The sequence below is a fragment of the Roseibium sp. ROS1 genome (assembly GCF_054658215.1).
The window spans coordinates 699474-712407 of the sequence record NZ_BAAGIG010000001.1; the positions used below are offsets into that span (position 1 = coordinate 699474).

General features: G+C 58.6%; 10 protein-coding genes and 1 tRNA gene. 2 read left to right on the forward strand and 9 right to left on the reverse strand.

Features of this window, described 5'->3' with window-relative positions:
• Positions 1–3 precede the first annotated feature (3 nt).
• From hydA to ACYQ6M_RS03060, 5 genes are all read right to left on the reverse strand, one after another.
• Positions 4–1431 carry a dihydropyrimidinase gene (gene hydA / locus ACYQ6M_RS03040; RefSeq protein ID WP_460072069.1) on the reverse strand — a complete coding sequence of 476 codons (1428 nt, stop codon included), beginning with the start codon at positions 1429–1431 and terminating at the stop codon, positions 4–6.
• Positions 1428–2711, reverse strand: coding sequence for a cysteine desulfurase-like protein (locus ACYQ6M_RS03045; RefSeq protein WP_370198650.1), 1284 nt, complete (start codon positions 2709–2711; stop codon positions 1428–1430). The genes hydA and ACYQ6M_RS03045 overlap by 4 nt, the downstream gene beginning before the upstream one ends.
• 27 nt (positions 2712–2738) lie before the next feature.
• Complete coding sequence (locus ACYQ6M_RS03050; RefSeq protein ID WP_023003350.1) at positions 2739–3476, reverse strand: amino acid ABC transporter ATP-binding protein; 738 nt, start codon at positions 3474–3476, stop codon at positions 2739–2741.
• On the reverse strand, positions 3476–4147 hold the full coding sequence (locus ACYQ6M_RS03055) for an amino acid ABC transporter permease (protein ID WP_023003351.1): 672 nt from the start codon (positions 4145–4147) through the stop codon (positions 3476–3478). The genes ACYQ6M_RS03050 and ACYQ6M_RS03055 overlap by 1 nt, the downstream gene beginning before the upstream one ends.
• Before the next feature lie 72 nt (positions 4148–4219).
• Complete coding sequence (locus ACYQ6M_RS03060) at positions 4220–5014, reverse strand: ABC transporter substrate-binding protein (protein ID WP_152509833.1); 795 nt, start codon at positions 5012–5014, stop codon at positions 4220–4222.
• A gap of 172 nt (positions 5015–5186) precedes the next feature.
• Between ACYQ6M_RS03060 and ACYQ6M_RS03065 the strand changes: the two genes are divergently transcribed.
• Complete coding sequence (locus tag ACYQ6M_RS03065; RefSeq protein ID WP_023003353.1) at positions 5187–5873, forward strand: FadR/GntR family transcriptional regulator; 687 nt, start codon at positions 5187–5189, stop codon at positions 5871–5873.
• Positions 5874–5966: 93 nt separating this feature from the next.
• Here the strand turns inward: ACYQ6M_RS03065 and ACYQ6M_RS03070 are convergent, their stop codons facing one another.
• On the reverse strand, positions 5967–7493 hold the full coding sequence (locus ACYQ6M_RS03070; protein WP_460072072.1) for a phospholipase D family protein: 1527 nt from the start codon (positions 7491–7493) through the stop codon (positions 5967–5969).
• Positions 7494–7838: 345 nt separating this feature from the next.
• The gene (locus ACYQ6M_RS03075) at positions 7839–9035 is read right to left on the reverse strand and encodes a mandelate racemase/muconate lactonizing enzyme family protein (RefSeq protein WP_460072074.1); all 1197 of its coding nucleotides are present in this window, start codon (positions 9033–9035) and stop codon (positions 7839–7841) included.
• 441 nt (positions 9036–9476) lie between these two features.
• Between ACYQ6M_RS03075 and ACYQ6M_RS03080 the strand changes: the two genes are divergently transcribed.
• Positions 9477–10808, forward strand: a complete 1332-nt coding sequence (locus ACYQ6M_RS03080; protein WP_460072076.1) for an adenylate/guanylate cyclase domain-containing protein — start codon at positions 9477–9479, stop codon at positions 10806–10808.
• A gap of 471 nt (positions 10809–11279) precedes the next feature.
• Here ACYQ6M_RS03080 and ACYQ6M_RS03085 read toward each other — a convergent pair.
• Positions 11280–11356, reverse strand: a tRNA-Met gene (locus tag ACYQ6M_RS03085).
• A gap of 114 nt (positions 11357–11470) precedes the next feature.
• Positions 11471–12649: a tRNA 2-thiouridine(34) synthase MnmA gene (gene mnmA, locus ACYQ6M_RS03090; protein WP_460072078.1), complete on the reverse strand. Its 1179-nt coding sequence runs from the start codon at positions 12647–12649 to the stop codon at positions 11471–11473.
• Between the last annotated feature and the right edge of the window lie 285 nt (positions 12650–12934).

A 12934-nucleotide genomic window follows, 5' to 3' on the forward strand; every position in this document is an offset into this window, starting at 1 on the left:
GACTTACAGGCTGGTTTCGCCGTTGATCAGATTGCTCCGTTTACGGGGAAGATACCTGCCTCGGCCCTTGCCAAGAACGGGTACACCTTTTTCCATCACCAGGTCGCCGCGCAGAAGAACCTTCACGGGCCATCCGGTCACCTCCATGCCTTCGTAAGGCGTGTAGTCGGCGCCATGGCCGAGGTCGTCGTTGGTGATGGTTTTCCTGAGTTCCGGATCCCACAGGGTCAGATCGGCATCCGAACCGACCGCGATGGTGCCTTTCTGCGGATAGAGACCATACAGCTTGGCGTGATTGGTGGACGTCAGCGCAACGAAGCGGTTGAGGTCGATCCGGCCGGTCTTGACGCCTTCGGAGAACAATATCGGTAGTCTGGTCGCAACACCCGGAATGCCGTTCGGGACCCATCTGAAGGACTGCATTCCCTTCTCGGTCTTCTTGCCGCCGGGGTCGTCAAACCGGAACGGGCAGTGGTCGGAAGAGTAAAGGTCGAACACGCCGTTTTCCAGACCGGACCAGCAGGCGTCCTGGCTTTCCTTGTCTCTGGGAGGAGGTGAGCAGACGAACTTCGCACCCTCGAAATCCTCAAGATCCAGATCGTCTGCCGTCAGAACGAGGTATTGCGGGCAGGTTTCACCGGCGATCTTCTGGCCTCTCAGCCTTGCGCGCGAGATTTCCTCCATCGCTTCGCGGTTCGAAACATGGACGATGACGATCGGGGTATCGACGATTTCGGCCAGAGACAGGGCCCGGTGTGTTGCCTCTCGCTCTGCCGCGATCGGGCGAGACGTGGCGTGGTGGTACGGGGCGGTATCGCCATCTGCTTCGCGCCGTCCGATCAGATAGCGGATGGCATCTTCGTTTTCGCAATGAACCAGCACGATCTGTCTGGAGCGTTTGGCCGCATCCAGCGTGGCCAGGATCTCGTCGTCGCGCAGGCGCAGGCCTTCGTAGGTCATGAACACCTTGATCGACGTATAGCCTTCTTCCGCAAGTGCCGGCATTTCCTGGCCAAGCACATGCGGTGTCGGGTCGGAGACGATCATGTGAAAACTGATGTCGGTGAAACAGTTGCCCTCTGCGAGGGCGTGATATCCCTTCAACGCCTCGCGCAAGGTGTCGCCTTTCTGCTGAAGGCAGAAAGGCATTACCGTCGTGTTCCCGCCAAGAAGCGCCGACCTCGTTCCGCTTTCGAAATCGTCCGCCATGACAATGCCTTCGCCTGACGGCTGCGCGATATGGACGTGACTGTCGATGCCGCCCGGCATCACGAGCAAGCCGGTCGCATCGATGGACTTGGCCGCTTCCTGCAGATCACGCCCGATTGCCACGATCTTGCCATCCGTAATGCCGATGTCTGCCTGATAGACATCGGCTGCGGTGACTATGGTGCCACCGCGCACCACTGTGTCGAAGGAGGGTGCCGTCATGCCGATGCTTTCACAGGTGCTGTTCCGGACGCTTCTTGACCGAGGGTTTCATCCAGGGCGTTGGTCAGGCGATCGACTTCTTCAAGCGTGTTGTAATGGACCATGGACAGGCGCACGACGCCCCCGGCTTCGGCCAGCCCGAGGTCTTCGATCAGGCGCCGGGAATGGAAATCACCATGGCGGATCGCAACATGGTATTCGTCGATCTTCCGGCACAGTGCCTCCGGCGCCCAGCCTTTTGCCGTGAAGCTGATGGTTGCGATCCTGTTGCCGTTTCCAACCGTGTCACGCCCCACAATCGTGATGTCCGGGTGTTGCTTCGCCCAGTCGAGAAAGCGCTGGGTCAAGGCAATCTCTTGCGCTGCGATGGCAGAAAAGGCGGTCTCGATCAGGGCGCGCGGCTCGGACGAGGCAGGGGCTCCGCATCGTTTCCCAAGTTCCTGCAGATAGGCAGTGATGGCTGTCAGCGAATAGGCAAGTTCATAATTCGGATTGCCTGCTTCCAGTTTTCCCGGGACTTTGTCCTTGCCGTAAAAATAGTGGTAGAGCGTGTCCAGCTCCAGAAGGTGGTCGTATTTGCCGTACATCATCGCGATGTGCGGACCGAAGGTCTTGTACAGGCTGAAGATGTAGTAATCGACGTTCAGTTCCTGCACGTCGATCGCCCGGTGCGGCGCATAGGCGACCGCGTCGACGCACAGTCTGGCACCTCTGTGATGCACATAATCGGCGATTTCGCGAACGGGATTAACTTCACCCAGGATGTTGGAGACGTGGTGGACCGCAACGAGCCTGGTGCGTTCGTTCATCAGTTTGCCGAGATCATCCAGGTGCAGGGTCAGGCTGTCCTTGTCGAGCTGCCAGAAGATCACCTTGATGCCGAATTCCTCGAGCCGCAGCCAGGGGCCGATATTGGATTCATGGTCCGCGTTGGTCACGATCACCTCGTCCCCCGGCGCCAATTGGCGGCGCATGGATTCGACAAGGTTCTGCATCAGCACGGTGGTGGAATGGCCGAAGACGATCTCTTCGGGACGGGAGGCGTTGACCAGAAGCTGACCGGCCTTGCGCGCTTCCAGGAGAGCTGCCGCGGCGGCCTTCGAAACTTCGTAGCTACCGCCTATCTGAACGTTTTTTTCGAGCAGGAACTGTTTGATCCGCTCGACTGCCTGGTTGAGGATCTGCGATCCGCCGGCATTGTCGAAAAAGACCCAGTCCGATTTCAGTCCCGGAAATTGATCCCGGACCCAGGCGATGTCCAGTTGTGCATTGTTTGGCATGGTTGGCTCCAGCAAAGGCAGTAAATTTCAGTGGTTGAGGACCGCGCTTAGAAAATTGCGGGTTCTTTGTTCTTTCGGGGTGTCGAAAATCTGCGCCGGCGTTCCGGTTTCCACGATCCTGCCGCCATCCATGAAGATCACCCTGTCGGCCACCTGGCGGGCAAAGCCCATTTCATGGGTGACCACGACCATGGTCACGCCGGTTCCGGCAAGCTGGCGCATGACGTCGAGAACTTCGCCCACCATTTCCGGATCGAGCGCCGAGGTCGGTTCATCGAACAGGAGCACCTTGGGTTCCATTGCCAGTGCGCGGGCAATGGCAACACGTTGCTGCTGACCGCCGGACAGTTGGCCGGGAAACTTGTCTGCCTGTTCGGCAATGCCGACGCGAGCCAAGAGTTCGCGGGCCTTCGTGGCAGCTTCCGCAGCCGGTGTCCTGCGCACACGCATGGGGGCCAGCATCACGTTCTTCAGGACACTCATGTGCGGGAAAAGATTGAACGACTGGAACACCATGCCGACTTCGGCGCGGACCTGGCCCAGTGTCGGTCCGGGTTGCACCGGAATGCCGTCGACCCGAATGCTGCCCTTGTCGGAATAGCTCTCCAGAAGGTTGATGCACCGGATCAGCGTGGATTTGCCGGACCCGGACGGGCCGATGACACAGACAACCTCGCCTTCGCCGATCGCCAGGTCTATGTCGCTGAGCGCGGCAAAGGCGCCGTAGTGCTTGGTAACGTTCTCGATTTCGATGATGTTTCGCATCACGCACTCCTCCGCCCGAGCCGGTTTTCAAAGCGCGAGACCAGGGCAACCAAAGGCCATAGGAACGCGAGATAGATAATGGCAGCGCCGATCAGGGGCGTGGGGTTGGCGGCAAGGGCCTGGGCCTGGGTCGCCTGCTTGAGAAGGTCCGGCATGGCAACGACGGAGGCCAATGCGGTGTCCTTCATCACGTTGATGCAGTTGTTCGTCAGTGGCGGGATAACGATCTTGATGGCCTGCGGCAGCACGACGTCGACCATCATGTCCTTGTAGGACAGGCCAAGTGCGCGCGAGGCTTCAAATTGTCCGACGGGAATCGCCTGAATGCCCGCCCGAAAGATTTCTGCGGTATAGGCACCGGACACGAGCGTCAGCGCGAGCGTGGCGGACAGGAATGGTGACAGTCTGATGCCGACGAATGGAAGGGCGTAGTAGACGACGATCAGGAGTACGAGCAGCGGGATTGACCGGAAGATGTCGATATAGATGGCGGCCGGTACACGTATCCAGGGTGAGCCGTACATGCGCACAAGGGAAAGGCAAAGCCCGAGAACAAGGCCGGCAACGATACTGGTTGCCCCGATTTGCAAGGTTACGACAAGGCCGCTCATGAGGAGCGGAAACGTTCGGATGAAGACCGGAACGTTGAAGAACGTTTCGAAGAGGTCCATGAAAAGTCCGGAAGAATGGCTGGAATCAGGGAAGGCGCGGGCCCTCCCGAAGGCGGCCCGCGCGTGCTTTGCTTACAGCTTGGGCATGTCGAGGATGGTGACTGTCGAGGTGGTTTCTTCGGCGCGAGAGCCGAACCATTTCTCGTGCAGGTCAGCCACGACGCCTTCCTTCTTCAGTTCGGACAGGACGTCGTTCACCTGGCTTGCCAGTTCCGCGTCCTTGGCAAACATCATGGAGTACTGTTCGCCGGTGGTGATGCGTTCGACGACCGCAAGGTTCGGCTTGTCCTTAGTGTAATAAAGCAGCGCCGGGATGTCGCTAATGTAGCCGTTGATACGGCCGGCCGTCAGGTCGAGCATGGCCGGGGCCAGGCCTTCGTAGCGGCGGATTTCGCCAAAGCCGTATTTCTCCTGATTTTCGGTGGCCCAGATGTCGCCGGTAGAGCCCGTGTCGACACCGATGACCTTGCCTTTCATGTCGGCAACCGATTTCAGGCCACTGTCGGCGGCAACGGTGAGGGACTGGTCGCTGTCATAGTAAGGCTGGGCGAATGTGACCGATTCCAGACGCTTCTTGGTGATGGTGATCGAGGAAACCGCCATGTCGATCCGGCCCGACTGGACCGCGGAAAAGAGCCCGTTGAACGGGATGTTTTCAAACTCGATCGATTTGCCGAGCCTGTTTGCGACCTCGGTTGCAAGATCGATTTCAAAACCGACGGTCTTGCCCGACTCATCCTGGAATTCCCACGGAACGTTGCCGATGTTGGCGCCGACTGTCAGGTCTGCGGCCATGGCGGTGGTCATGGAGGAAAACGTGAGCAAGCCTACGGTTGCAGCCGTTTTGATGAAGGAGTGAAGAGACATTTTATTCCCCTGGTGATTATTCTTGGTCTAACTGGTATGACTGGTCTGACCAGTTAGACCAGTAAACAGATCGATCAAACGGGATGCAAGCGTTAAAATGATGCTGATCGCGTTTCGGCGGGCTAAAAGAAGGCAGAACGGCACACGCGCCGTACGAACCATGAAAGACACAATGATTACACGTACGCCGGTTCCGCAGAGCATCGCCCGCAAGCTTCAGGAGATGATCCTCAGCGGAGCGCTCAAGAGCGGGGAGAAGATCCCTTCGCAGCGGGAAATGTCGGAAGAGTTCGGTGTCAGCAGGGCCTCATTGCGCGAAGCCCTTCTGACCCTTGAAACCATCGGCTTGATCAAGACCGAAGCGGGCAGGGGGACGTTTGTCGTCGGCACCGGTTCGGGCAAGACCATGTCGGACTGGAAGTTCGCCGAGGAACACTCCCTGCAGGAAGTGTTCGAGACCCGGCTTGTCCTTGAAGGCGAGATTGCGGCGCATGCAGCTGGGCGACTGTCGGAGGAAGATCTCGACCGGCTCTCGCAACTGACCGACCTGATGGAACAGGCCTGGTCCAATCGCGACTTCCTTAGCAACGTGGATGCCGATCTGGAGTTTCACGACCTGATTGCCCGGCGGTGCAGGAACCGCATGATCGCGGGTCTCTACGATCAGGTCCGGAAACTTCTGACGGAGACCCAGCGCCAGCCGATCCCGATCACGGATCCGCTGCGCATGCGGGCCTCGCTGGCAGAACACCGGGTCATCGTTGCCGAACTGCGCAAGGGCGACGCGGAAGCCGCCCGAACCGCAATGCGCAGCCATGTCGCCAACACCGCGCTGTGTGCCGGGTTCGAGATCGCTTGAAGTGCGAAACGCCTGCGCCATCTCCGGCTTGTATCGAAGCGGCAGGGGGCGGGGCGGTTGGCGGAGAGGAGTCTGCTAACCCTTTCCACCAGCCTACAACTGGCCTTCGACGGGAAGCGTTGCGATGATGCCGGAGGTGAAGCGCTGGCCCAGTGTCGATCCCGGGTCCGAGGTGAAGGTGACGATCTCGCCATCTTCTTCGCTCTTCCAGAGGATCCTGCCGTTGTCGTCCAGTTCGAGCCGGTAGCTGTTTTTCAGCGAAACGCCTTCATTCAGGAACACTGTCAGCCTGCGGGCAAGTTCGGGGCTTTCCACGTAAAGGCCGATCTCCGTATTGAGGTTGGCTGATCGTGGATCCAGATTGAAACTGCCGACGAATATCGAGGTTCCGTCAAAGACGGCGGCCTTGGTGTGCAGCCCGGCCTTGGAGTCTGTCGAAAAGAGCGTTTGCTGGACCCTTGCGGAATCGGCCCTGACCTCATGCAGCTCTATGCCGGCTTCCAGAAGTTCCGCGCGGTATTTCGAATAGCCGGCGTGAACCGCAACCACATCATTTGAACCGAGCGAGTTGGTGAGAACGCGGACCTTCACGCCGCGCGCCGTAAGCTGCTTCAGCTTGTCCGCGCCTGCCTGCGTGGGAACGAAATAGGCGTTTTCCATCAGGAGTTCGCGTTTGAGCCCGTCCACCTTGCCGACAAGTGCCTTGAGGATCTTGCCGCCGCTTTTTCCCGCGATGAAATCCGCCGGATCGTCCCAGACGACAAAGGCCGGTGCCCAGACCAGTTGCCTTGTGAGCGAGGACATCGACTGACGGACGGCAGTGACCCTCTGGCGGAAAGGATAGGGATATCCTTCGGTGTCGATGGTCTCTTCCAGTTTCACCCGGGCCATTTCCAGGTCGGTTTCGCCAAAGGTCCGGTTGACGCTGGCCGCGACGGGCACCGACCAGTCCCTGTTCCAGAAATAATCAAAGACGCTCGAGGCATCCCGCACCACCGGGCCGACCGCGGCTATATCCAGATCGCGATAGTTGGATTCCTCGGAGACGTCGAAATAGTGGTCGCCGATATTGCGCCCGCCGAGAAGCGCAACCGCGTTGTCGGCGATCATCAGCTTGTTGTGCATGCGGTGGTTCAGGCGGTCGAAGTCACCGATCAGGTTGAAGACCCGCGAGGACCGGCTCACGAAGGGGTTGAACAACCGGATCTCGATATTCGGATGGGCGTCCAGACTGGCGAGGATTTCATCGCGTCCGTTGACGTTGATATCGTCGATGAGAAGACGCACGCGCACGCCGCGATCCGCGCTGCGCAAAAGGGCCTGCGCGAGGATGCGCCCGCTCTGGTCCGCATCCCAGATGTAGTATTGCAGATCGAGGCTGTGCTCGGCGAGTTCCGTCATGGCCACCCGGATGGCAAAGGCGTTGCGCCCTGTCGTGACGAGCGAGACACCTGATTTGCCCGGATGGCTTTTTTCCGCGGCCTGGAACAGGCGGCCCAGATAGGTGCTGCGATAGGCCGTAAAGGCACTCGTCTCGACGCGCGGATAGTCCGTGTTCAACGTCGAACAGGCTGCCAGAAGCAGCGTTGCAAGACAGAGAAGGCAGGCCCAGCTTCGCATCGTTCCCCGCATGACAGACACAGGTTGCCAAGGGCCCCCGTTCTCGCACGGCGTCAAGGATCGACGTTGGTGACTGAGGCAAGGACCGGGGCTATCGGCAAACTCTACCCAGAATTGTTACTTCATGCCTGCACGCCGGTCCATTGTGCAGATTGACAGGCGCGCTCCGGCGCCTGCCGCGCGGTGCTTCTTTTCCTGGGTGCCTCAGGACATGATCTGCAAAGACGCATGGTTCGGCTTGATGTGTCCGCGAAGGAGGTTTCCCTCACCGAGGTGGCAGAAACCTGTCCTGCGCCTTCGGGCGAAGTTCGCGTGAACGGCGCACGCTAGACGTGGGGGAGACCTTTAAGGAGCAGGCAGCGCTTCAGGCATCCAGTGCGTGGAGTTGCGGCTGGCCTTGAAGAAACACTGCCCGTATTTCTTAAGGGTTTCCTGATTGATCTCGAAGCCGAGGCCAGGTGTCTGCGGCATGGCAAACCAGCCGTTTTCGTGCAGGAATGGCTGCGAGAAGATCTGGTCGCGGCCTTCCGGTGTCCAGCCCGGTGGTGAGATCGGATATTCAAACAGCTCCTCACCGGCAAAGCCGCTGGCGGCAAACACATGCGCATTTGCGATGAAGCCGAAGCCGTTCGACCAGCAATGCGGCGTGAACCTGATGCCTTCTTGCCTGCAAAGCGCGGCAACCTTGAGGCACTGTGTAATCCCGCCGGCCCACATGGCATCGGGCTGGAAGATATTGTAGCAGCCCATCTTCATCATCCGCGCCAGTTCCCTGTAGCCCATGACATGAAGTTCGCCGCCGGCGACAGGAACGCGCGAATAGGTTGTCAGTCTGGCGATTTCCTCGTGCCATTCGCCAAACAGCGGTTCTTCCACCCAGGCAAGGCCGACACCCGCGGCGGCATCGACAAAGCGTTTGGCCCGGTCCAGCGACCAGAGCGGTGCATCGCCGTTCTGCGTCAGGCGGAAGGCCTGATTGCAGTCGACCGAGATCCTCATCCGTCCCTGCATGTGGCGGGCGATATCGGAAATATGGTCGATATCAACGGCCTCATCGAAGTCATGGACACGAATTTTCATCGTGTCGAACCCTTCGGCAAGCCGGGCTTCGGCTTCCTCGCGCCGCGCGCCCGGGGCCCGAAGCTCGCCGGATGAGGCATAAAGCCTGATGCGGTCATCCGTTCCGCCAAGCAGCTTGTAGAGCGGCAGGCCCGCGCTCTTGGCCTTGATGTCCCAGAAGGCAGGCTCAAGCCACCAGTTGAAATTGCCACCCGCCGCCATGATCTGGATACGCTCGGAAAGCTTTTCGATATCGCCTGCATCCTGGCCGAGAAAGAGACCCGCCAAAAGGTCGCCCAGCCCGGCGCGCTCACGCCCCGCAGCCGGAAACCCGCTCCATCCTTCAACACCGTCATCGGTGATGAACCGGACGATGCACATGGAGACATGCGTCCGGATTGTTCCAGGGATCCACGACGGCGCATGTTGCGCGGGCAGGGGTGTTTTCACAAGGTAGAGTTCAACGCGGTCAAGCACTTGCATGTTCGGTCCATTGAAAAGGGGGCGCTGCCTGAAGGATCCAGGAGCATCAGGAGAACAGTCGGCTGTTGCGTGAACGCTAGAAAGGAATTGGTCTGGCCAACATATCCAATTTGACAATTTTCAGAGTCCAATTGGATGGCGGGGGCGGTCTCTATAGAGGCAGTGTTTCAGCCTGAATTGCTGAGCTGCCGTTAGTTACGGACGAGTGTGGGTCTATTGAGGGCGGGAAGCGATCGTTTGCGCTTAGTAGGCGCATAGCCGCTTTCGATCCGTGGCCATCCTTCCGGTGATGCGCAGCGAATGACTGGTTTGAACCTTTGAGCGGAGAAATCTGCTCCGTGCCCCTGGCTGCTTATAGTGGTAATGTGCACCATGGGGTGTGGCGAGGCTTTCCTAGCAGTAGATACAGAGTCTCCGAAAGCGGTCTGACCAGAGGGCGCGATGTTCGAAACAGACTATGTCGAGTGCGATGGATTGAGCATTGCCTACCGAGCCACTGGTGACGGTCCGCCAAATATTCTTATGGTGCCGGGAATTTTCTCACATGTGGAGCTGTATCATGAGTTTCCACAATACTCGGATTTTGTATCCCGACTCGCCGACTTTTCCCGTGTGATTGAATTCGACAAGCGAGGACAGGGTTTGTCGGACCGCATTTCTAATGCTCCGACGCTGGAAGAACGGGCTAATGACATTGCTGCCATAATTCACGAATTGAACCTGCGAGATTGTGTGCTCTTTGGACTATCCGAAGGGGCTGCAATGTCTTTGCTTTATGCAGCGACACATGTTGCGCAAGTTTCCAAGGTGATCACCTTTGGTGGTTATGCAAAATCGTGCGGGGCCGGCGGTTATGACCTTATGCCGTCCTACCGAGATCGGGCCGCAGCCGTTGAAAGTGCGCTTTCCAATTGGGGTTCTGGGTCAAATTTGGACATCTTTGTCCCGTCACTAGGTGCCTCGGATGCTGCAAGGAAGATCTTTGGGAAGATCCAGAAATCATCCTGTTCGCCGACGGCAATGCGGAAGTACTTTGACCTGAACTTACAAATAGATGTGCGCGAAATACTCCCATTGGTCCAGCAGCCCACGCTGGTATTGCACCATTCAGATGACCGACAGGTTCCGGTGGCAAATGGTGAGTTCATCGCCGATCGAGTGCCCAACGCGCGTTTCGAAGACTGTGGTCCCGGCGGGCACTATTTCTGGGGCGAAGACAACGGACTAGTGATAAACAAGATTAGATCGTTTCTACTAGAAGACATGCAAAATTCTGTTAACTCGGACAGAGTCCTTGCCACATGTTTGTTTCTCGATCTTGTTGGATCGACGGAAGAAGCACATTCTCATGGCGACCGTCAGTGGCGCGCAGTCTTGGATCGGCACGATCAACTTGCAGGAGACCTTATTGAGTTGTTCCGCGGTCGTTTGATCAAACTAACAGGTGACGGGCTATTGGCGACGTTCGATGCCCCAGGGCGTGCAATTGAATGTGCGCTCAATCTTCGCAAGAAACTACTCGACCAAAGTTTGATTTCTCGAGCCGGGCTGCACACCGGTGAAGTTGAAATGCGCGGCGGAGACATCAGTGGATTGGCGGTCCATGTAGCTTCAAGAATTGAAGGGCGCGCGGCACCGAATCAGATTCTCGTGTCGCAGACCGTTACCGACCTTACAATCGGAAACTCCGCCTTCCAGTTCCGTGACGCTGGTGCGTTCGCACTCAAAGGGTTCGAAAAGAAATGGAACTTATTTGAGGTTGTCGCGAGCTAAGGTTCAGGAATGACGCTATTGTCCGCACAAGCGCACAATTAGAAACATGCAGCGATCAACCGTTATCCGGCCTTGTGGGCCTTCGTTCGCGGCGCAACGAACGGCCGCTTTCAGGACAAGGTCGAGAGAGAACGATCGTCCATATCGGGGCAGCGAAGCCGCCATTGATTGAGACCGCGACGTACGGCAGCTTTGGGCCGAAATTGCCTGCGCTGCCGATACAGTTGAATGACTGCTTCGCTCGGATCATCGTAACGAGCAGACCGTTTCCTAACGGCCTCAACCAAGACGTTTGTGGTCTTTGGTGAAAAAATGGGTCGTGATCAATTCGGCGGGTGTTGAAACCAAGCCATTGGCTGCGATGCCTGACCACAAGTAGCTGAGAAATTGCTTTCGCGCTCTTGCTGGCCGCAAGCAGAGTTAGCCTGCGATCATGTTGCGACTAGGTACGGGGATTTCGTTGAAAGATGTTGGTAGCGGAGGAGGGACTCGAACCCCCGACACGCGGATTATGATTCCGCTGCTCTAACCGGCTGAGCTACTCCGCCATCCCGTGCGGTCCGGGCCTAGGTGGCCCGCGCGACGTGGGGTGCTTATAGTGAGGCGGCGGGCGGGCGTCAAGCGTTGAATTGGCGTCCGGCCGCAAAGTTTTTTGTCTGGCCTCAGGCCGCGGAAACCGGGGCTTTGACCTGTGGAAAATCGATCGCCCAGTCGCCCGTGCGTTCGGTCTTGTGGATCCAGCCGCCGCCCAGAACACGGGCTGTTTCGTCGTCCGTATCAAAGAAGACGCAGGCCTGGCCCGGGGCGACGCCGGTTTCGCCGTTGGCAAGATCCACGAACGCCTTGCCGTTCAGGATGCGCAAGGTGGCAGGTGCCGGCGGGCGGGTGGAGCGGACCTTGGCGAAGAGCTCGATCTCGTCGCCTTCGTCCAGCGGCTGATCGCCGATCCAGTTCATTTCGCGCAGCAGGATGGTGCGGGTCGCCAGTGCTTCGCGCGGGCCGACCACGACACGGCGCTCGTCCGGGTCGAGGCGCACCACATAGAGCGGGTCGCCCGTGGCAACGCCAAGGCCGCGGCGCTGGCCAATGGTGTAATGGATGATGCCGTCATGCTCACCCAGCACACGGCCGTCCATATGGATGATCTCACCCGGTTCGGCCGCATTGGGGCGCAGCTTGCGGATAACCTCGGCATAATCGCCATTGGGCACGAAGCAGATGTCCTGGCTGTCCGGCTTGTTGGCGACGGTCAGGCCGAATTCGGCTGCAAGCTCACGCACCTTCGACTTGGGCATGCCGCCAAGCGGAAAGCGGATGAAATCGAGCTGGTCCTGCGTGGTGGCGAACAGGAAATAGCTCTGGTCGCGGTCAAGATCGGCCGGGCGGAAAAGCGCGCGCTTGTTGCCCTGCTGGGCGGAGCGGACATAGTGGCCGGTTGCCAGTGCATCGGCGCCAAGATCCTTCGCGGTCTTCAGGAGATCGGTGAACTTGACCGTCTGGTTGCAGGAGACGCAGGGGATCGGGGTTTCGCCGGCGATGTAGCTGTCGGCGAAACGGTCCATGACCTGTTCCTTGAACCGGCTTTCATAATCCAGCACGTAATGGGGAATGCCGATGGTTTCGGCCGCACGGCGGGCATCATGAATGTCGACGCCCGCGCAGCAGGACTTTGCCTTGCTGACGGCGGCGCCGTGATCATAAAGCTGCAGGGTGACGCCGATGACGTCGTAGCCTTCGGCCTTCATAAGGGCGGCCACGACCGAGCTGTCGACCCCGCCGGACATGGCGACGACAACGCGAGTGTCTTCCGGGCGGCCGGGCAGATCCAGACTGTTTCGCATCCAGTGTACTTCCAGAAGTTTTTGGCCGATCGCGCAGGCGGGGCGGTTGTCCGTCCCGAGCCTTCCACGCCCTGCCGGGCGGGCGGCGATCAAGAGCCCTATTCAAAGTTGGCGGCACTATACAGATAAGGAGAGCGGCTGCCAATTGCTTCCCCCGCATGGCAGGCACGCTTTGCCTAACCGGCAAAGCTTGCCGCCCGGAACCCGACGCAGTTTCGCTTCGTCTTTGAAAAAGATGAGCAAAATCAAAGGGTCTGACAGAATTCAACGTTTGGCCCGATGTTT